At 30.5% G+C, this 22,934-nt stretch carries 14 protein-coding genes; 10 read left to right on the forward strand and 4 right to left on the reverse strand.

Going from position 1 to position 22,934, the window contains the following annotated elements; genetic code table 4:
• Positions 1–232: 232 nt before the first annotated feature.
• Together O3I44_RS03180 and O3I44_RS03185 are read left to right on the forward strand one after the other, a co-directional pair.
• On the forward strand, positions 233–2,701 hold the full coding sequence (locus O3I44_RS03180; protein ID WP_303717071.1) for a valine--tRNA ligase: 2,469 nt from the start codon (positions 233–235) through the stop codon (positions 2,699–2,701).
• 258 nt (positions 2,702–2,959) lie between these two features.
• The gene (locus O3I44_RS03185; RefSeq protein ID WP_303717072.1) at positions 2,960–3,097 is read left to right on the forward strand and encodes a hypothetical protein; all 138 of its coding nucleotides are present in this window, start codon (positions 2,960–2,962) and stop codon (positions 3,095–3,097) included.
• 294 nt (positions 3,098–3,391) lie between these two features.
• Here the strand turns inward: O3I44_RS03185 and O3I44_RS03190 are convergent, their stop codons facing one another.
• Complete coding sequence (locus tag O3I44_RS03190; RefSeq protein WP_303717073.1) at positions 3,392–5,440, reverse strand: lipoprotein 17-related variable surface protein; 2,049 nt, start codon at positions 5,438–5,440, stop codon at positions 3,392–3,394.
• Between the two features lie 350 nt (positions 5,441–5,790).
• Between O3I44_RS03190 and O3I44_RS03195 the strand changes: the two genes are divergently transcribed.
• The gene (locus O3I44_RS03195; RefSeq protein ID WP_303717074.1) at positions 5,791–6,096 is read left to right on the forward strand and encodes a hypothetical protein; all 306 of its coding nucleotides are present in this window, start codon (positions 5,791–5,793) and stop codon (positions 6,094–6,096) included.
• Between the two features lie 258 nt (positions 6,097–6,354).
• Complete coding sequence (locus O3I44_RS03200; RefSeq protein WP_303717072.1) at positions 6,355–6,492, forward strand: hypothetical protein; 138 nt, start codon at positions 6,355–6,357, stop codon at positions 6,490–6,492.
• Between the two features lie 294 nt (positions 6,493–6,786).
• Here O3I44_RS03200 and O3I44_RS03205 read toward each other — a convergent pair whose 3' ends face one another.
• Positions 6,787–10,989: a lipoprotein 17-related variable surface protein gene (locus O3I44_RS03205; protein WP_303717075.1), complete on the reverse strand. Its 4,203-nt coding sequence runs from the start codon at positions 10,987–10,989 to the stop codon at positions 6,787–6,789.
• A 344-nt stretch (positions 10,990–11,333) separates the two neighbouring features.
• Between O3I44_RS03205 and O3I44_RS03210 the strand changes: the two genes are divergently transcribed.
• On the forward strand, positions 11,334–11,642 hold the full coding sequence (locus tag O3I44_RS03210; protein WP_303717076.1) for a hypothetical protein: 309 nt from the start codon (positions 11,334–11,336) through the stop codon (positions 11,640–11,642).
• Between the two features lie 701 nt (positions 11,643–12,343).
• Here the strand turns inward: O3I44_RS03210 and O3I44_RS03215 are convergent.
• Positions 12,344–15,490 (reverse strand): beta strand repeat-containing protein, encoded by a 3,147-nt coding sequence (locus tag O3I44_RS03215; RefSeq protein WP_303717077.1) that lies wholly within the window; start codon positions 15,488–15,490, stop codon positions 12,344–12,346.
• 660 nt (positions 15,491–16,150) lie between these two features.
• On the opposite strand from O3I44_RS03215, the gene O3I44_RS03220 reads away from it, so the two are divergent.
• From O3I44_RS03220 to O3I44_RS03240, 5 genes are read left to right on the forward strand one after another with little or no spacing between them, the layout of a single operon-like run.
• Positions 16,151–17,434 carry a hypothetical protein gene (locus tag O3I44_RS03220; protein WP_303717078.1) on the forward strand — a complete coding sequence of 428 codons (1,284 nt, stop codon included), beginning with the start codon at positions 16,151–16,153 and terminating at the stop codon, positions 17,432–17,434.
• Positions 17,422–18,417 carry an iron chelate uptake ABC transporter family permease subunit gene (locus O3I44_RS03225; RefSeq protein ID WP_303717079.1) on the forward strand — a complete coding sequence of 332 codons (996 nt, stop codon included), beginning with the start codon at positions 17,422–17,424 and terminating at the stop codon, positions 18,415–18,417. Before O3I44_RS03220 ends, O3I44_RS03225 begins: the two co-directional genes overlap by 13 nt.
• Positions 18,410–19,435, forward strand: a complete 1,026-nt coding sequence (locus tag O3I44_RS03230) for an iron ABC transporter permease (RefSeq protein ID WP_303717080.1) — start codon at positions 18,410–18,412, stop codon at positions 19,433–19,435. The genes O3I44_RS03225 and O3I44_RS03230 overlap by 8 nt, the downstream gene beginning before the upstream one ends.
• Positions 19,428–20,225 (forward strand): ABC transporter ATP-binding protein, encoded by a 798-nt coding sequence (locus O3I44_RS03235; protein ID WP_303717081.1) that lies wholly within the window; start codon positions 19,428–19,430, stop codon positions 20,223–20,225. Before O3I44_RS03230 ends, O3I44_RS03235 begins: the two co-directional genes overlap by 8 nt.
• A gap of 10 nt (positions 20,226–20,235) precedes the next feature.
• A complete protein-coding gene (locus O3I44_RS03240; protein WP_303717082.1) occupies positions 20,236–20,601 on the forward strand; it encodes a VOC family protein in 366 nt (121 codons plus the stop codon).
• A 412-nt stretch (positions 20,602–21,013) separates the two neighbouring features.
• On the opposite strand, the gene O3I44_RS03245 is transcribed toward O3I44_RS03240, so the two are convergent.
• On the reverse strand, positions 21,014–22,384 hold the full coding sequence (locus O3I44_RS03245) for an aldehyde dehydrogenase family protein (protein WP_303717083.1): 1,371 nt from the start codon (positions 22,382–22,384) through the stop codon (positions 21,014–21,016).
• Positions 22,385–22,934 lie beyond the last annotated feature (550 nt).

The raw sequence follows: 22,934 nt of genomic DNA on the forward strand, positions 1-22,934 counted from the left end.
GGGGATGATATTATCTGGTTTCTCTTACTATAATTACCTATAGTGCAATTACTTTAGAGGTAGTAAGATAATTATTTTATAGAGAGCTGGGGACGGTGGAAGCCTGGCAAGGAAAACTTACAAGTTACTAAATAGCAGTTACAAACCGTCTAATCACGTTACGATTAAAGAGTCCTCATAAGGGTGGTGCGTTGGCCCCTTAACAGGGCTTTTTATATAAGGAGATAAAACAATGAACACAAAATATAATCATAAAGAAGTTGAAGAAGGCAAAAATCAAAAATGAATTGATAAAGAATTTTTTTCAACACATGATAAATCAAAGCCATCTTTTTCAATTATCTTGCCACCACCTAATATAACTGGCAAATTACATCTTGGTCATGCATGAGATGGTTTGATTCAAGATACAATTATTAGATATAAAAAATTAAATGGATTTGATGTCATGTGAGTGCCAGGAATGGATCATGCCGGGATTGCAACACAAGCAAAAGTCGAAGCAAAGTTGAGAGATGAAAATAAGCCAGGCAGATTTGAAATGGGGCGAGAAAAATTTATTGATGAAATTTGGAAGTGGAAAGATGAATATGCCTTAACTATTAAAAAACAATGAGGAAAATTGGGTCTTGCACTTGATTATAAAAAAGAAAGATTCACTATGGATAAGGGGTTATCTGAAGCGGTTTCAAAAGTATTTATTAAAATGTATCAAGATAAATTAATTTACCGTGGCACCAAAGCTATTAACTGAGATCCTACCTTACAAACTGTTTTATCAAATATCGAAGTTATAAATAAAGATACCGAATCGGAAATGGTCTACATTAACTATCCAATTGAAAACTCAAATGAGTTTATAGTTGTTGCAACCACCAGAGCCGAAACAATGTTTTCCGATGTAGCTATTGCTGTTCACCCTGGTGATAAGAAGATGCATAAATATGTGGGAATGAATATTATTCACCCATTAACTAGTAAAATTTTGCCGATCATTACTGATGAATACATAAAGTGTGATAAAGGCTCTGGCGCAATGAAAGTGTCAGCCCATGCTACTACTGATATTGATATTATCATTAAAAATAATTTAGAAGTTATTGAGTGCATTGACACTCATGGCATGATGAACCAAGAAGCCGGAGAATTAAAAGGTTTCGATAGATTTCGAGCAAGAGAAAAAGTCATTAATCTTCTTGAAAATAATAATTTAGTCATTAAAAGAGAGAAGATAATTAATGCTGTAGGATATTCAGAAAGATCAGGTGCCATTGTTGAGATTTTAGTTTCACCACAATGGTTTGTTAAAATGGATGTTTTAAGAGATAAGATCTTGAAAGATTTAGCATCACAAACTAAAGTTGCTTTTTATCCAAGAAGATATGAAGACGTATTAAAAACTTGAATGGAAGATGTTCATGACTGAACTATATCAAGGCAATTATGATGAGGTCATAGAATTCCTGCTTGATATAAAAATGAAGATATTAGGGTTCAAGAAATATCACCAGGCAATGGTTGAATTCAAGAGGAAGATGTTTTGGATACCTGATTTTCATCAGCATTAGCGCCTTTTTCTTTTTTAGGATGACCTGATGATGCAGAAAATGTAAAAAGATATTATCCAACATCACTTTTGGTGACCGGTTATGACATCATTTTTTTCTGAGTTGCCAGAATGTATTTTCAAGGGTTGGAATTCATGGATCAAAAACCATTTAACGATGTATTAATTCATGGACTAATTAGAGCTGCAGATGGCAAGAAAATGTCTAAATCCTTAGGTAATGGTGTAGACCCCATGGATGTTGTAGAGAAATATGGATCTGATTCCTTAAGATGATTCTTATTAACTAATTCAACTCCCGGGCAAGACATTAGATATTCTCCACAGAAGATAGAAGCGGCATGAAATATTAATAATAAGTTGTGAAATATTTCGCGTTATATTATTGAAATAATGTCTGATGCTGAATCCGAAATAACTGATGCGGATCAATGGATTCTTGATAAACTGGCAAATGTTGAGAAGCTGATTAAACCCAAGATAGATAAATATGATTTCACTATTATTGGCAAGGAACTAAGTAAATTCATCATGGAAGATTTTTCATCATGATATATCGAATTTACCAAAGCTACCCCAAATAAAAAAATTGCACAAGATGTTCTGAATAAATTATTAATCATGTTACATCCTTTTATGCCAAATATAACAGATCATATTTATAGCATGTCTAATGACGGTGAATTATTGGATCAGTCATGGCCCAGAATGAACCATAACTGCCAAAAAAGTTATATTGATCGTGTTATTATAATTATTACTGAATTAAGAAAATTTAAAGTTGATCATGAAATATCAAATAAAGAAATATTGGGTTATTGACCAACTGTAAAACTTAATGATAAGGAAATTAAAATGATTGAGATATTAGCAAACGCTTTAATACAAGAGAATAAAGATGCACTAATAAAAATAGATGAGTTTGAAATTTATATTAAACTTTCGGATATTCAAAAATCAAATGAATCAAAAAGAATTAAAAACAGGATCATTGTAATCCAAAATGAAATTATTAGAGCAGAAGACATGTTGAAAAATGAAAGATTTATTGCTAAGGCCCCCAAGGAAAAAGTTATAGAAGAAAAAAAAAAATTAAACAAGTTTAAAGAAGAGCTATTATTGTTAAGAAAATAACTTAATATATGCATAATAATTTAAATATAATAAAAATTATTTACAATTGATAACCTCTAGTAACAACAAGCCAATTAAGCAAATATCTAATAAACACTTCAAGAACGCGAGGCAAGATTTTTCACATTTAAAATAAGCATCAAATAAATCTTAAGCAGAAGAATAAAACAAATATTCCTAAAAACTAAAATTCATTCCTCTTCAATAAAAAACCCTCTGAAATTATTGATGGCAAGAAAAATGAAGTAATGAGATAACATGAACAATATTGTCCTTGGCAAAAACAATGACCTAAAAATATGAACAAAGAAAGATATTATTAAGGTTAGACCCATCACCAATCAATTGTTTAAAAATGATTTCGTAAGTCAAAACAAAGCATATATTGCTATGTAAAAGAATTTTATTGATAATAAAATCATTATTATGAATAGAGAAACATATTATTTTTATACAAAGGTTAAATAATTGAAGGGTATAAAGGTTTAATTAGATATAAGAAAATGTTTCAAATGTTTTAATTTCATATCAAGACAAAAAAGATGATAATGTTTAAATAAGTTAAATTCAGAGTCATTTTAAGGTAATTGAATTAACATTCTTTTTGTGTTATTTAGGATAGTAAGCATAAAAAGCGATAGAAAAAATGCCACAAATTAAGTTTATTATGGCATTTATTATTTTAAATTATTAAGAAGTTGGAATAATTGTAATATCTTTACTTGTTGTTGCAGTTCCTTTGGTTAAAGTAAGGGTCACAAGAACCATTGGATCTACCCCATTATAAAGTGGTATTGCATATTTAATAACATATGTTGCTGTTACCCCCGGGGATAAATATGGCTCATTAATTCCAAGTATATTAGGGGTGATAGGGGTGATAGGGCCGCCATTAGCTATAGCTGAAAGAATAGCGGTTTTTAGATCAGATGCATTTTTTGAAGAGTGGGTCGTAAATCAGAAGCGTCTTAAGTCCTCTGTAAAATTAAATGATTCTTGTGCTGTTTGTGCTGTAATTGTAATACTTTTTCTTAATATTGCAGTTCCTTTGGTGAAAGTAACGGTCACAATAACTACACCTGTCTGATTATTAAATGGTGTTGTAATAGCATATGTTGCTATTGTACCCGGGGTTAAAGTTGGTTCAGTAATTCCAAGCACATTAGCGGTGATAGCGTCATTAGCTTGATTAATATCATACGTTAGTTCAACTTTATGTTTTGAAGATGAGACATCATTGAATAGAGCTAAGTCATTTGCAAAATCAAATGGTGATGCTGGTCTAATTGTAATCTTTTTACTTAATATTTTATTTCCTTTGGTTAAAGTAACACCCACAATAACTACACCTGTTTGATCATTAAATGGTGTTGTAATAGCATATGTTGCTGTTACCCCCGGGGATAAAGGTGGCTCATTAATTCCAAGCACATTAGAGGTGATAGCGTCATTAGCTTGATTAGCTTGCTCAATAGCAGATATTAGATCAGCTTCATCTTTTGAAGATGGGGTATTAGTGAATAAATCTAAGTCATTGTCAAAATCAAATGGTGATGCTGGTCTAATTGTAATCTTTTTACTTGCTGTGTCAGTTCTACTTATTATTTCAATTCATTTGGTTAAAGTAACGGTCACAGTAACTGCATTTGTTTGATCATTTTGATCATTAGGTGAGAATAAAGAGGAAATAGCATATGTTGCTGTTACCCCCGGGGGTAAAACTGGCTCAGTAATTCCAAGCACATCAGGGGTGATAACCCCTTTAGCTAAAATAATAGCATCTAATAGACGATCTGTAGTTTTAGAAGATGAGGTATTAGTGAAGCGAGCTAAGTCCTCTGTAAAAGCAAATGATGATATTATAATAAATTTAGTTGCTATTTCAATTCCTTTGGTTAAAGTAACACCCACAATAACTACACCTGTTTGATCATGTGGTGTTATAATACCATAATATGTTGCTGTTACCCCCGGGGATAAAGTTGGCTCAGTAATTCCAAGCACATCAGGGGTGATAGGGTCATTAGCTTGATTAGCTTGATTAATAGCAGTCATTAGATCAGCTTTATCTTTTGAAGATGAGACATCATTTAAGAGAGATAAGTCATTTGTAAAATCAATTGGTGGTGCTGTAATTATAATATCTTTATTTACTGTTTCAGTTCCTTTGGTTAAAGTAACGCCCACAATAACTACACCTGTTTGATAATTAAATGGTGTTGTAATAGCATATGTTGCTGTTATCCCCGCAGTTGTTAAAGTTGGTTCAATAATTCCAAGCACATTAGAGGTGATAGCGTCATTAGCTTGATTAGCTTGCTCAATAGCAGTCATTAGATCAGCTTTATCTTTTGAAGATGAGACATCATTGAAAAGAGCTAGGACATCTCCAAGAAGTGTTGTAAGTATAACATCTTTGCTTGTTGTTTCATTTCCTTTGGTTAAAGTAACGGTCACAATAAGTACACCTGTCTGATGATTAGGTGTAATATCATATGTTGCTGTTACCCCCGGGGATAAAACTGGCTCAGTAATTCCAAGCACATTAAAGAGAGCTAAGTCATTTGTAAAATCAAATGGTGCTGGTACTGGTGAATCATCTACAGGTGCTAGTACTGGTGAATCATCTACAGGTTTTTTAGTAGGACTTTCTTCATCACATGATATTGCTACAGCAACTGGAGCAATAACGGTTGTTAGCATTCCAAATCCTAAAGCTAGTTTTTTCATTTTTTTCATATATTATATTTTTCCTTTATTCTATATATTCTAAATGTATTATATATGTTATGTTATGTTATGTTATGTTATGTTATGTTAACACTTTAAATTACATTAAAACAAATGGAGAAAATTTTTACAAAGAAAATTATTGTTCTAGCAAATGATTATTAATGTTTTGCAATGAAGAAGTATATTTGCAAAATAGTGAAAGAGCGAGCCTATGTTTAAAGCAAGTCTGTTATTTCAAAATTTTTACAATAATCACATACCTTAAAAGTTTAAATAAATTAGAAATATGATATTTCTAGATAAGGGCAAAATAAGATCAAAAACAAATATGAGTGTAATTGTAAAAATATTCATAAATGTATTCAAAAAAATATGAAAAATTAATTATATTCATTAAAATATTAGCAAACGCTTTAATACAAGAGAATAAAGATGCACTAATAAAAATAGATGAGTTTGAAATTTATATTAAACTTTCGGATATTCAAAAATCAAATGAATCAAAAAGAATTAAAAACAGGATCATTGTAATTCAAAATGAAATTATTAGCGCAGAAGACATGTTGAAAAATGAAAGATTTATTGCTAAGGCCCCCAAGGAAAAAGTTATAGAAGAAGAATTAAACAAGTTTAAAGAAGAGCTATTATTGTTAAGAAAATAACTTAATATATGCATAATAATTTAAATATAATAAAAATTATTTACAATTGATAACCTCTAGTAACAACAAGCCAATTAAGCAAATATCTAATAAACACTTCAAGAACGCGAGGCAAGATTTTTCACATTTAAAATAAGCATCAAATAAATCTTAAGCAGAAGAATAAAACAAATATTCCTAAAAACTAAAATTCATTCCTCTTCAATAAAAAACCCTCTGAAATTATTGATGGCAAGAAAAATGAAGTAATGAGATAACATGAACAATATTGTCCTTGGCAAAAACAATGACCTAAAAATATGAACAAAGAAAGATATTATTAAGGTTAGACCCATCACCAATCAATTGTTTAAAAATGATTTCGTAAGTCAAAACAAAGCATATATTGCTATGTAAAAGAATTTTATTGATAATAAAATCATTATTATGAATAGAGAAACATATTATTTTTATACAAAGGTTAAATAATTGAAGGGTATAAAGGTTTAATTAGATATAAGAAAATGTTTCAAATGTTTTAATTTCATATCAAGACAAAAAAGATGATAATGTTTAAATAAGTTAAATTCAGAGTCATTTTAAGGTAATTGAATTAACATTCTTTTTGTGTTATTTAGGATAGTAAGCATAAAAAGCGATAGAAAAAATACCACAAATTATATTTATGGCATTTATTATTATTTTAAATTATTAAGAAGTTGCTGTAATTGTAATATCTTTACTTATTGTTTTAGTTCCTTCTCTGGTTAAAGTAACTCTAACAATAACTACACCTGTTTGATTAAGTGGTGTTATAATAGTATATTCTGCTGTTACCCCCAGGGTTAAAGTTGGCTCAGAAATTCCAAGCACATCAGGAGTGATATCCTTAGCTGAATTAATATCATCTTTTAGATCAGCTTTAGTTTTTGAAGATGAGGTATTAGTGAAGTGAGCTAAGTCAGCTGTAAGAGCAAATAGTCCTGCAATTGTAATACTTTTTCTTATTACTTCAGATCCTTTGGTTGTTAAAGTAATTAACACAGTAACTTCACCTGTCTGATCATTAAGTGGTGTTATAATAGTATATGTTGCTGTTACCCCTGGGTTTAAAGTTGGCTCAGTAATTCCAAGCACATCAGGAGTGATATCCTTAGCTGAATTAATATCATCTTTTAGATCAGTTTCATTTTTTGAAGATGAGACATCAATGAAGCGATTTAAGTCATCTATAAGAGCAAATGGTGTTATTATAATATTTTTACTTGCTGTTTCAGTTCCGTTAGTTAAAGTATTAGTTAAAGTAATTAACACAATAACTGTACTTGTTTGATTATCAAATGGTATTGTAATAGTATATGTTGCTATTACCCCTGGGTTTAAAGTTGGCTCAATAATTCCAAGCACATTAGGAGTGATAACCTCAGGAGCTGAATCAAGAGCAGCTTTTAGATCAGCTTTAGTTTTTGAAGATGAGGCAGCATCAATGAAGCGATTTAAGTCATCTGTAATAGCAAATGGTGTTATAGTAATATTTTTACTTACTGTTTCAATTCCGTTAGTTAAAGTAATTAACACAGTAACTGCACCTGTCTGATTATTAAATGGTGTTGTAATAGTATATGTTGCTGTTACCCCCGGGGTTAAAGTTGGTTCAGTAATTCCAAGCACATCAGGAGTGATAACCTTAGGAGCTGAATCAAGAACAGTTTTTAGATCAGCTTTAGTTTTTGAAGATGAGACATCAATGAAGCGATTTAAATAATATGTAAAATCAAATGGTGTTGCAATTGTAATAGATTTAAATACTGTTTCAATTCCGTTAGTTAAAGTAATTAACACAATAACTGTACCTGTCTGATTATTAAATGGTGTTGTAATAGTATATGTTGCTATTACCCCTGGGTTTAAAGTTGGTTCAGTAATTCCAAGCACATCAGGAGTGATAACCTCAGGAGCTGAATCAAGAGCAATTCTTAGATAATATTTACTTTTTGAAGATAAGATATTAGTGAAGAGAGATAAGTTATCTGTAAGAGCAAATGGTGTTGTAATTATAATATTTTTACTTTCTGTTTGAGTTCCTTTGGTTAAAGTAACGCCCACAATAACTACACCTGTTTGATCATTAAGTGGTGTTGTAATAGTATATGTTGCTGTTACCCCCGGGGTTAAAGTTGGTTCAGTAATTCCAAGCACATCAGGAGTGATAACCTTAGGAGCTGAATCAAGAACAGTTTTTAGATCAGCTTTAGTTTTTGAAGATGAGACATCAGTGAAGAGAGCTAAGTCATATGTAGGAGTAAATAGTCCTACAATTGTAATACTTTTTCTTATTACTTCAAATCCTTTGGTTAAAGTAATTAACACAATAACTTCACCTGTCTGATCATTAAGTGGTGTTGTAATAGCATATCTTGCTGTTACCCCCGGGATTAAAGTTGGCTCAGTAATTCCAAGCACATTAGGAGTGATAGCCCCATTAGCTAAATCAATAGCAGTTTTTAGATCATTTCTATTTTTTGAAGATGAGGTATTAATGAAGAGAGCTAAGTTATTTGTAAGAACAGGTGGTGTTATTTTAATATTTTTACTTGCTGTTTCAGCTCCTTTGGTTAAAGTAATTAACACAGTAACTGCATCTGTCTGATCATTAAGTGGTGTTGTAATAGTATATGTTGCTGTTACCCCCGGGGATAAAGGTGGCTCATTAATTCCAAGCACATCAGGAGTGATAACCTCAGGAGCTGAATCAAGAACAGTTTTTAGATCAGCTTTAGTTTTTGAAGATGAGACATCAGTGAAGAGAGCTAATTCATCTTTAAGAATAAATAATGCTGTAATTATAATATTTTTACTTTCTGTTTCAACTCCTTTGGTTAAAGTAATTGACACAGTAACTGTATCTGTTTGATCATTAAGTGGTGTTACAATAGCATATGTTGCTGTTACATCCGGGGTTAAAGTTGGCTCAGAAATTCCAAGCACATCAGGAGTGATAACCTTAAATAAATTAATAGCAGTTCTTAGATCAGCTTTATTTTTTGAAGATGAGACATCAGTGAAGCGATTTAAGTCATTTGTAAAAACAAATGATTCAAATGGTGCTGTAATTGTAATATTTTTACTTGCTGTTTCAGTTCCTTTGGTTAAAGTAACGCCCACAATAACTACACCTGTCTGATCATTAAGTGGTGTTGTAATAGCATATGTTGCTGTTACATCCGGGGTTAAAGTTGGCTCAGTAATTCCAAGCACATTAGGAGTGATAGCCCCAAGAGTTGAATCAAGAATAGTTTTTAGATCAGCTTTATTTTTTGAAGATGAGACATCAATGAAGCGATTTAAGTCATATGTAAAATCAAATGGTGTTATTTTAATATTTTTACTTTCTGTTTCAATATAGTAATCAAATCTTTTTGTTAAAGTAATTAACACAGTAACTGCATCTGTCTGATCATTAAGTGGTGTTGTAATAGCATATGTCGCTGTTATCCCCGGGGTTAAAGTTGGCTCAGTAATTCCAAGCACATCAGGAGTGATAGGCCCATGATTTGAATCAAGAACAGTTTTTAGATCAGTTTTAATTTTTGAAGATGAGGTATTAATGAAGAGAGCTAAGTAATCTATAAGAGCAAATGATGGTGTTATTGTAATATTTTTACTTGCTGTTTTAGTTCCGTTGGTTAAAGTAATTAACACAGTAACTGCATCTGTCTGATCATTAAGTGGTGTTGTAATAGCATATGTTGCTGTTATCCCCGGGGTTAAATATTGCTTAGGAATTCCAAGCACATCAGGAGTGATATCCTTAGCTGAATTAATATCATCTTTTAAATCAGTTTTATTTTTTGAAGATGAGGTATTAATGAAGAGAGCTAAGTCATATCTAAAATCAAATGGTTGAATTGGTGTTATTGTAATATTTTTACTTGCTATTTCAGTTCCTTTGGTTAAAGTAATTAACACAGTAACTGCACCTGTCTTATCATTAAATGATGTTATAATAGCAGATGCTCTTACCCCCGAGGTTAAAGTTTGCTTAGTAATTCCAAGCACATCAGGAGTGATAGGCCCATTAGCTAAATTAGCTAAATCAATATCATTTTTTAGAACATCTCTATTTTTTGAAGATGAGACATCAGTGAAGAGAGCTAAGTCATTTGTAAAAACAAATCGTGGTGTAATTGTAATATTTTTACTTGCTGTTTTAGTTCCATTGGTTAAAGTAACGCTCACAGTAACTACACCTGTCTGATCATTAAGTGGTGTTATAATAGCGTATTCCGCTGTTACCCCCGGGGTTAAAGTTGGCTCAGTAATTCCAAGCACATCAGGAGTGATATCCTTAGCTGAATTAATAATAGCAGTTTTTAGATCAGCTTTATTTTTTGAAGATAAGGTATTAGTGAAGAGAGCTAAGTCATTTGTAAAAACAAATGGTGTTATTATAATTTTTTTTCTTGCTATTTTAGTTTCTTTGGTTAAAGTAACTCTCACAACAACTGCATTTGTTTGATCATAAAATGGTGTTGCAATATCATATGTTGCTGTTACACCCGAGGTTAAAGTTGGCTCAGGAATTCCAAGCACATCAGGAGTGATAACCTTAACTGAATTAATAGCAGTTTTTAGATCATATTCATTTTTTAAAGATAAGACATTAGTGAAGAGAGCTAAGTTATTTGTAAAAACAAATGGTGTTGGTACTGGTAAATCATCTATTGGTGTTAGTACTGGTGAATCATCTATTGGTGTTAGTACTGGTGAATCATCTATTGGTGTTGGTAATGGTGAATCATCTACAGGTTTTTTAGTAGGACTTTTTTCACCGCATGATATTGCTACAGCAACTGGAGAAATAATGGTTGTTACCATTCCAAATCCTAAAGCTAGTTTTTTCGTTTTTTTCATATATATTTTTCCTTTTGTATAATTCTATTTTAAATTTATTATATATGTTATGTTATGTTATGTTATGTTATGTTAACACTTTAAATTACATTAAAACAAACGGATAAAATTTTTACAAAGAAAATTATTGTTCTAGCAAATGATTATTAATGTTTTGCAATGAAGAAGTATATTTGCAAAATAGTGAAAGAGCGAGCCTATGTTTAAAGCAAGTCTGTTATTTCAAAATTTTTACAATAATCACATACCTTAAAAGTTTAAATAAATTAGAAATATGATATTTCTAGATAAGGGCAAAATAAGATCAAAAACAAATATGAGTGTAATTGTAAAAATATTCATAAATGTATTCAAAAAAATATGAAAAATTAATTATATTCATTAAAATATTAGCAAGCGCTTTAATACAAGAGAATAAAGATGCACTAATAAAAATAGATGAGTTTGAAATTTATATTAAACTTTCGGATATCCAAAAATCAAATGAATCAAAAAGAATTAAAAACAGGATCATTGTAATTCAAAATGAAATTATTAGCGCAGAAGACATGTTGAAAAATGAAAGATTTATTGCTAAGGCCCCCAAGGAAAAAGTTATAGAAGAAAAAAAATTAAACAAGTTTAAAGAAGAGCTATTATTGTTAAGAAAATAACTTAATATATGCATAATAATTTAAATATAATAAAAATTATTTACAATTGATAACCTCTAGTAACAACAAACCAATTAAGCAAATATTTAATAAACACTTCAAGAACGCGAGGCAAGATTTTTCACATTTAAGATAAGCATCAAATAAATCTTAAGCAGAAGAATAAAACAAATATTCCTAAAAACTAAAATTCATTCCTCTTCAATAAAAAATCCTCTGAAATTATTGATGGCAAGAAAAATGAAGTAATGAGATAACATGAACAATATTGTCTTTGGCAAAAACAACGACCTAAAAAATATGAACCAAGAAAGATATTATTAAGGTTAGATCCATCACCAATCAATCAATCAATTGTTTAAAAATGATTTCGTAAGTCAAAACAAGGCATATATTGCTATGTAAAAGAATTTTATTGATAATAAAGTCATTATTATGAATAGAGAAACATATTATTTTTTATACAAAGGTTAAAGAGTTGAAGGGTATAAAGGTTTAATTAAATATAAGAAAATGTTTCAAATGTTTTAATTTCATATAAAAACAAAGAAGATGATAATGTTTAAATAAGTTAAATTCAGAGTCATTTTAAGGTAATTAAATTAGCATTTTTTTTGTGTTATTTAGGTATAGTAAGCATAAAAAGTGATAGAAAAAATGCCACAAATTATATTTATGGCATTTATTATTATTTTAAATTATTAAGAAGCTGCTGTAATTGTAATATTTTTACTTATTGTTTTAGCTCCTCCTTTGGTTAATAAAGTAACTCTAACAATAACTACACCTTGATCATAAAGTGGTTTTATAATAGCATATGTTGCTGTTACATCCGAGGTTAAAGTTGGCTCAATAATTCCAAGCTCATCAGGAGTGATATCCCCATTAGCTGAATTAATAGCAGTTTCTAGATCAGCTCTATTTTTTGAAGATGAGACATCAGTGAAGAGAGCTAAGTTAGTTACAAGAGCAGTTGGTGCTGTAATTGTAATATTTTTACTTGCTGTTTCAGTTCCGTTGGTTAAAGTAATTAACACAGTAACTGCACCTGTATCATCATTAAGTGGTGTTGTAATAGTATATGTTGTTGTTACCCCCGAGGTTAAAGATGGCTCAGTAATTCCAAGCACATTAGGAGTGATAACCCCCCCAGGAGCTGAAGCAATATCAATTTTTAGATCATCTCTATTTTTTGAAGATGAGGTATTAGTGAAGAAAGCTAAGTCAGCTGTAAGAGCAAATGATACAAATGGTGTTATTTTAATATTTTTTATTGCTGTTTGAGTTCCTTTGGTTAAAGTAATTAACACAGTAACTGCATTTGTCTCATTCTTAAGTGGTGTTGTAATAGTATATTTTGCTGTTACCCCCGAGGTTAAAGTTGGCTCAGTAATTCCAAGCACATTAGGAGTGATAACCCCCCCAGGAGCTGAAGAAATAGCAAATATTAGAACATCTTTAGTTCTTGAAGATGAGACATCAGTGAAGCGAGCTAAGTCATTTATAAAAATAAATGGTGCTGTAATTGTAATACTTTTATTTACTGTTTCAGTTCCGTTGGTTAAAGTAATTAACACAGTAACTGCACCTGTATCATCATTAAGTGGTGTTGTAATAGTATATGTTGCTGTTACCCCCGAGGTTAAAGATGGCTCAGTAATTCCAAGCACATTAGGAGTGATAACCCCCCCAGGAGCTGAAGCAATATCAATTTTTAGATCATCTCTATTTTTTGAAGATGAGGTATTAGTGAAGAAAGCTAAGTCAGCTGTAAGATCAAATGGTGCTGTAATTGTAATATTTTTATTTACTGTTTTAGTTCCTTTGGTTAAAGTAACATTCACAATAACTACACCTGTTTGATCATTAAGTGGTGTTGCAATAGCATATGTTGCTGTTACCCCCGAGGTTAAAGATGGCTCAGAAATTCCAAGCACATTAGGAGTGATATCCTTAGCTGAATTAATAGCAGTTTTTAGATCATATTTATTTTTTGAAGATGAGGTATTAGTGAAGAAAGCTAAGTCAGCTGTAAGATCAAATGGTGCTGTAATTGTAATACTTTTATTTACTGTTTCAGTTCCGTTGGTTAAAGTAATTAACACATTAACTGCACCTGTATCATCATTAAGTGGTGTTGTAATAGTATATGTTGCTGTTACCCCCGAGGTTAAAGTTGGCTCAGTAATTCCAAGCACATTAGGAGTGATAACCCCCCCAGGAGCTGAAGCAATATCAATTTTTAGATCATCTCTATTTTTTGAAGATGAGGTATTAGTGAAGAAAGCTAAGTCAGCTGTAAGATCAAATGGTGCTGTAATTGTAATATTTTTATTTACTGTTTTAGTTCCTTTGGTTAAAGTAACATTCACAATAACTACACCTGTTTGATCATTAAGTGGTGTTGCAATAGCATATGTTGCTGTTACCCCCGAGGTTAAAGATGGCTCAGAAATTCCAAGCACATTAGGAGTGATATCCTTAGCTGAATTAATAGCAGTTTTTAGATCATATTTATTTTTTGAAGATAAGGTATTAGTGAAGAGAGCTAAGTTATTTGTAAGAACAGTTGGTGGTGTTGGTGGTGTAATTGTAATATTTTTACTTGCTATTTTAATTCCATTGGTTAAATTGGTTAAAGCAACAGTCACAGTAACTACACCTGTCTGATCATTATAAGTTTTAATATCATATGTTGCTATTACCCCCGAGGCTAAAATTGGTTCAATAATTCCAAGCACATCAGGAGTGATAGCCTTAGCTGAATCAATAGCAGTTTTTAGATCAGCTTTATTTTTTGAAGATAGGGTATTGGTGAAGAGAGCTAAGTTATTTGTAAAATCAAATGGTTGAATTGGTGTTATTGTAATATTTTTATTTGCTGTTTCAGTTCCTTTGGTTAAAGTAATTAACACAATAACTGCACCTGTCTGATCATTAAATGATGTTATAATAGCAGATGCTCTTACCCCCGAGGTTAAAGTTTGCTTAGTAATTCCAAGCACATCAGGAGTGATAACCGTAGCTAAATCAATATCAGTTTTTAGATCATATTTATTTTTTGAAGATAAGGTATTAGTGAAGAGAGCTAAGTCATTTGTAAAAACAAATGGTGGTGTAATTGTAATATTTTTACTTGCTGTTTTAGTTCCATTGGTTAAAGTAACGCTCACAGTAACTACACCTGTCTGATCATTGAGTGGTGTTATAATAGCATATCTTGCTGTTACCCCCGAGGTTAAAGTTGGCTCAGTAATTCCAAGCACATCAGGAGTGATATCCTTAGCTGAATTAATAATAGCAGTTTTTAGATCAGCTTTATTTTTTGAAGATAAGGTATTAGTGAAGAGAGCTAAGTCATTTGTAAAAACAAATGGTGTTATTATAATATTTTTCCTTGCTATTTTATTTTCTTTGGTTAAAGTAACTCTCACAACAACTGCATTTGTCTGATCATAAAATGGTGTTGCAATAGCATATCTTACTGTTACCCCCGAGGTTAAAGTTGGCTCAGAAATTCCAAGCACATCAGGAGTGATAACCTTAACTGAATTAATAGCAGTTTCTAGATCATATTTATTTTTTAAAGATGAGACATCAGTGAAGAAAACTAAGTCATTTTTAAGAGCAAATGGTGCTGGTACTGGTGAATCATCTATAGGTGCTGGTACTGGTGAATCATCTATAGGTGCTGGTACTGGTGAATCATCTATAGGTGCTTGTACTGGTGAATCATCTACAGGTTTTTTAGTAGGACTTTCTTCATCACATGATATTGCTACAGCAACTGGAGCAATAACGGTTGTTACCATTCCAAATCCTAAAGCTAGTTTTTTCGTTTTTTTCATATATTATATTTTTCCTTATTCTATATATTCTAAATGTATTATATATGTTATGTTATGTTATGTTATGTTATGTTATGTTATGTTATGTTAACACTTTAAATTATATTAAGACAAATGGAGAAAATTATTACAAAGAAAATTATTGTTCTAGCAAATGATTATTAATGTTTTGCAATGAAGAAGTATATTTGCAAAATAGTGAAAGAGCGACCTTATGTTTAAAGCAAGTCTGTTATTTCAAAATTTTTACAATAATCACATACCTTAAAAGTTTAAATAAATTAGAAATATGATATTTCTAGATGAGGGCAAAATAAGATCAAAAACAAATATGAGTGTAATTGTAAAAATATTCATAAATGTATTCAAAAAAAATGAAAAATTAATTATATTCATTAAACAAACATATGATACACTGTTATAACTACCTTTGAAAAATAACAAAATTATTAAAAGGTCCATCAAAAGATCTGCGGTGATCATATTTACAAATACATAAATAACAATTGTGGTGACATTGTCAATCAATAATATATAGATTAATAAAAAGAAATACAAAATGCTGTCCAAAAAGATTTTTTGTTAGACTTATATAATAAAAATTATTTACAAACTTTGTAATTTATGTATAATAACACTTAGAAAAGGAAATATATACATATGAAAAATAAAATAATATCAATTGGGATAATATCTGCAATTGCAGCACCATCAGCATTACTTATTTCATGCGGAGATTCAACACAAAAGAAATTAGATAAAGACCAAGGATTGACTATTAGTTATTGACCAGATATTGATCCTGCAATCTCTTTAGGGGCTAAAATTAAAACATCAGCATTTTCTGGAGGCCATAGTGCCACATGATTTACTGGCACAAAATTTGAGGATAGAATCCAAAATCTAATTCAAAATAGACCTTTATGAGATGTCGATACAATTGACGAAGAGTATTGAAGAAACTTAAATGGAGGAAAACCAGTAGGCCTCGTCTATGAAAAATGAGTAGAAACACCACAAAAAGGTTTTTTAGCAAGTGATCCTAACATTGTCCCCATTGAATTTGATTATAACTCAGGAATTGCAAATGAAAAATATCATTGAAAAGTGATTGGCGATGAAAATGTTAATGAAGTCTTACTTCAAAACAAAGGAGATGTTAACTATATAAATACATCTGATTTGTATCAAATTAGAGATATGGGTGAAATTCTTAAAAAAGCTGCAAGCGAATTAGATAAAGCTTTTGACGAAACAAAGTATTCCATTAAAGCAAAACAAGTAATTGAAGAAACTAATAAACATTGATCAGAATTTGCCAAATTACAAGGAAGCGATGTTCCTATTGATGAAAATAAACATGAATGAATTAATGATGATATTGATAAAAATCAAACCCTTTTAATTATCAATATAAAGACTGGTGCCGTTAGTGCTGGATCAAATGATACTGTTGCTTTTTCAACTCCATCAATTCAAAAAGAGGCTTATACAAAGACACACTTTAGGATGCCTAATTTAAATAAAGAACAATTTAATATTTTAGCGAAAGGCAATAATCTTAAAAATGACGGTCATGCTGTAGTTGCAAGCGCAACAAATAACGGAGTATATTTTCCAAATTATGAACAAAACCCATTGCCTCAATCGTTTTGAAGTTCGTGAGATAATAAAATAGATAAAATAGTTATTGGTGTTTCTCCTAGTGAAGTGGATAATATAAATATACAAACCATAATATCAAACTACCCTTTTATCACAAATCTTATGAAAGGCAGTAATGGATTAACAAGCAATAATGCCGTGATTATGGACACATATCTTGCTGGATCAGGCGCTTATGGATTCAGAATGCCAATAGGTCAAAATGTATTTATTGACAAAATCGCTAAGGCATTTTACGATGTTGATGTTGATTCAGACGTACTAAAATGAGATTTTTAAATAAAGTTAGTTACAAAAACACATTATTAATTATATTTCTAATCTTCTTAACATTTTTCTTTATTTTATTGGGCCTCATTTTTGATGTTGTGAAAAAGACGCCTTCACAAGTTTATAGCGCTGTTTTTCACTACAATTCTTCAAACCCTTATCAATACGAGATACGTCATAGACTATTAATACTGACTGCCATGATTCTCTGCATTGTAGCACTAAGTGTTGGAGGATTATTGATGCAGACAATCTCAAGAAACGCCTTGGCATCTCCTGGTGTTATGGGTATGATGGGAGCTATAAAACTCGGAGCTACAATTCTTTTATTAACTGGTATATCTATTCCATTGCTTGGTAAACAAGCATTATTGATGATATTTGGATCGATACCTATTTTATTTTTATTTATGATATTGAAATTTTCAAAAATCAGAATATCTGGTATTTCTATTATTTTTATTGGTGTTGCTTTAGGAGTTGTTTTTTCTTCTATTGAATGATTCGTTATGTACAACAACGAAGAGGGTGCATTATTTGTAAGAACCTTTGTTGATTCTAATTTCACTCTTGTTTCAAAAACAAATTTATTTATATTAAGTTGATTTGTAACTATACCCATTTTATTATCATTATTATTTTCTAGGCAATTTACAATATTGTCTGTTGGTGATTCGCTATCAACAGCAACAGGGAACAATGCAAATAGAGTACGAATGTTTGGATTTGCACTGGTCATTATTATGGCTCCTGTCACAATTATTATTGGAGGCAATTTGTTATTTGCCGGAATTATTGCACCAAATATTGCTAAGCTATTGATCAAAAATAAGAAATTTCTTCAACTTCTAATTACCACGATTTTGATCAGTATAATTATTATTTGCTTGACATCAATTATGTCAGCATATATAACAATAAATGTGGGTTCACTCCTTAATGTAATCGCTGCTCCAATATTCATTATATTAGCAAGGAGACATCATGAATAAATGTTTAGTATTCTTTAAAAATATAAGATTAAGTTGAATTAACTCGACTGTGAGTAAGAGGTTTTTTATTTCAGTTGCCATTATATCATTTTTTATATTTCTTATTGGATTTGGTCTTGTATTCATTGATACTATTGGAGGCTTTGATACTTATGCAATATTAAAATATAGATTACCGCGAATGCCCTTATTAATTATTATGGGTGTGGGAACACCCTTAAGTGCTTTGCTAATTCAAAAAATTACCAGAAATAATCTTGCTGATGCAGGTCTTATTGGAATATCTCATTCAGGTGTATTTGCATTATCAATTATTTCTATATATGCACCAAGTATTATTAATCCAATCAATAATACATTAACCATTAGCCTAATTACTCCATTAATCATTGGTGTTTCTGCATTTATCACAATGATTATGTTATATGTCTTGTCAATCAAACAAGGAGTATCCCCAGAAAGAGTCATTCTTATGGGAATTGGACTACACATTTTTTTCTCTGGCGCGGCTACATTAGTTGTTTTTTTCAATAATGGGTATGAAATCAGTTTTTTTACTCGTTACCTCATGGGTTTTATTGAGAAGAAGCCTGTATTATTGTGAATTGTATCAGCAACAATTATTGTATGTGTCATCATTTTCACATGGATCATTGGCAAGAAACTGGACATTTTAGAATCTGACGAGAACATGGCAAGGTCTGTGGGGATTAGGGTTGAATTACTAAAGTTTGTTGTTTTTGTAGTTGTAGCATTAGCTATTGGAGCTACAGTATCAAGTGTTGGATCGGTTGCATTGTTGGGCTTGTTCGTACCTAATATTGCAAGATCATTAGTTGGTAGTAAGACTAGGAGCTTACTCATTGTATCTTCGTTATTTGGAATTATGTTTGTTTTTTTAGCGCAATTTATTAACGTTAACTGATCTCACGTATCAGCACCAATTGGAATTCTGCTACAAATTCTTATTGCACCATACTTTATCTATAAAATATTTAAGAGGTCAAATAATGTTTAACATAAAAAATATAAATTTTAAATACTCGAAAAAAACAATAATAGAAAAAATTTCCGCTTCATTTAAGCAGAATGCTTTTACATCTATTTTAGGTCCTAATGGATCTGGAAAAACCACATTAATTAAGATTATGATGAAATTGTTAAAACAACAAAAAGGCGAGATTGATATTGATGATAAAAATATTTCAACATTTAAGTCCAAGGAGTATGCCAAAAAAGTTGCTTATATTCCTCAACAAATTACCTTCCCCGTTGGCACAACTGTTTTTGATTTTGTTGCCTATGGTCGTAACCCGCATACCAACATCATCGGAATGATCACAAATGAAGATAAGACAAAAGTCAAAGAAGCACTAGAATTGTGTGGGATAAGCCATTTACAAGATAAATTTATAACCCTCCTTTCTGGAGGTCAAAAACAAATGTGTGCCATTGCTTTAACAATGGCACAAGATGCTCAAATTATTTTATTGGATGAACCTAATTCTTATCTTGATATATATCATGTTGATGAAATTATGACCATTTTAAAGCATTTAATTAACACACATAACAAGACAATTATTTTAACTATTCATGATATTAATCAAGCTAGCAAATTTTCTGATTATATTCTAATGATGAGTAAAGGAAAAATTGTTGATTTTGATACTCCAATCAAAGTAATCACTAAGAAAAATCTTAAGAATACTTTTCACGTTAATGCAAAGATAATCAAAAATGAGGGCAAGCCATTCATACTAAACTATACACGTTATGAAGAAGATCATGCAAAAGATGACATATAAGGAACAATAAATGAAATTAAAATACTATGGAGAATACCCAAATGTTCAAGAGGCAATCAAATATTATGAAAAAATATTTGATTTTGATGTAATTAAAAATACAAAAACTCATGGCAATATTTTACTGTATTATCAAATAACTTTGTTGTTACATAATGAAAGTAGTTTTAGAGCAAAACCAGGTTATTATATTATTAAATTTGATGATGATGAAGCAGATAAGTATATGTCTGCCGTCAAAAAGATAAAGGCCAGTAACTCCGTTCAAATAAGTATTGATATGCATGCAGGCAAATGAGGCACAACATTTTTTGAATTTCTTGACCAATATGGATACATGTGAGATTTAGAAATAAATTCATCTGCTTTATTTTAATCCAAAATAATTAAGAAACTTTTAATCACATTTTGTGATCTTGGCTTTTATATAAAGTAAGATTTAACTAACTAATTTGGCCATCAAAAATTGCATGAATATCTCTTAAATCAGATGCTAAGATATTTGTATCTTTTTTTCTTGAAATCATTTACTCTTTGTTGAATTAATTCAAGATTGGGTAATTGGATTTTTTTGCCTTTATATTGTTCGCTCCAACTTAGAATGTATTTACTAATAGCTGAAAAGAAATATATACAATTCACAAACTTTATTTAACATCTCTTTTCTTTAGAAATATGTTTTGTTTTTTAATTGAAAGATGTTGTTCAATATTTTGAATTCACTTTCATTGTAATTACAGTATTTAACATAATTTAATTTATCAATATCAATTATTAATTTTGGTTAATTACTTGTTATTAATCACATTTAGTTCTCTAGTCATAGAAAATAGTGCAGATTCTATGCCTTGTGTGCCAAATCCTGAATCTTTAACTCCCAGAAAAGGAAACTCATCTGGACCTCTAGATGAAGAACGGTTAATATTAACGCTTCCAGATTCTAAATCTAGAGCAAGTTCTTTAGCAAAGGCAATATCTTTTGTAAAAACGGAATTTTGCAATCCAAAATTGGTTTGATTGAAGATATTAATCAGATCTTTTTCATCATCGATGACAATAATTGGCAGTAATGGTCCAAAGGCTTCTTCTTTTCATGCTCTGGATGAAGCATCTGTTTCCACAATATGAAATGGAACATCATTAACATTTGTTTTGCCTTCTAAAATGAATTTATCACCTTTTGTTTTAGAATCTAAAATTAACTCTTCAACATAATCTTTTGCATGAGAAGTAATAAGGGGATTTGTCTTCATCTTAGAAACAGCAATCAATAATTTTTTAATAAACTCATCTTTAACATCTTTATGTAAAATGACTCTTTTAATAGCTGTACATCTTTGGCCTGAATAAGAGAAGGCACCTTTAGCAATCTCCTTAGCAGCGTTGTCTAAATCAGCATCGTGTCTTACATAACCAGCATCGTTACCACCTAATTCCAATACTAAAGGAATCATACTTTGGGCTTTGGTGATATTTTTACCAACTCTAACACTTCCGGTAAATGAAATCATATCAATATTAGGGTTTGATATTAAAACATCACCAATATCTCTACCTCTTCCAGTGACTAAATTAAAGACTCCCTTAGGAATTCCCGCTTCATGCATAAGAGTAGCAAGAAAGCCTCCTACAAGTGTGCCATTTGTGGCAGGTTTAAAGACAATTGTATTCCCGGCTATTAACCCAGGGGCAATTTTAGACATTGATAAATTAACTGAATAATTAAATGGAGAAATAGCTAAAACAACACCAAGAGGAACAAGATGAATATCATTTGTTTTGCCGCCAATGATCATTTGTCTAGTTTTTATCTTATCAAATGCTATAGTTGTCTTTTCAATATACTCGATAGTTCTATTTATTTCTGATATGGCATCGGACATTTCTTTGGCGTTCTCTAAAAACATAATTTTAGCTAACTCGTTTTTTCTCTCATTCAAAAGATTTTTGAATTTTTGCACATAAGTTATTCTTTTGCTAGATGATAACTTTCTTCATGATGAGAAAGATAATTTTGCATGTGCGAAGGCCTCGCTGATCATCTTTGGTGATAATGTTGATACAACTCCTACAATCGCATTATCTTTTGGGCCAATTATTTCAAGTTTATTAACAGAATCAATAAACTTTCCATTTATATATGATTTAAATTTGTACATACATTGATTATACAACAGAGTAAAAATACTAATCAAAAGTTATGAATAAAAAATATTTAAAAATAGATATTTAAGATAAATTGCTTATTTAATGAATTTTATTTGCCTTTGTAAGAAACTGATTCTTTTTAAATTTTAGATAAAATTCAATATTTTGTAGCGTTGTTTGAACTTTTTCATCAACCTTGTTAAACCATTAATCAATTTTTAAGATTCTTTAACAACCAATTTTCCCAAAGTTGGTTGTTTCACCTTTGTTTTATTTTTGGAACCACAATGACATTTCTTTTAAGCATAGTTCTCCAAAAAAATACATGAAGTAAAAAATGCAATCATAATGATTACATTAGAGATACATAACTTAAAAAAACTATCTAGATGCCACACTTGAGTTGCCCATTGGTTCCTACTCTTCCGCCTCTAGACATAATTTCCATTACGTTTTTACGATGATCAGAAATACCGTATTGATTACAATTATTTAGTATCTATTTCTTTTTAATAGGATTCAACTTATCATCTACTTCTCTAATGTTGATTGGATCCTTAC

The sequence above is a fragment of the Candidatus Mycoplasma mahonii genome (assembly GCF_030550815.1).
GTDB lineage: Bacteria > Bacillota_I > Bacilli_A > Mycoplasmatales > Metamycoplasmataceae > Mycoplasma_O > Mycoplasma_O mahonii.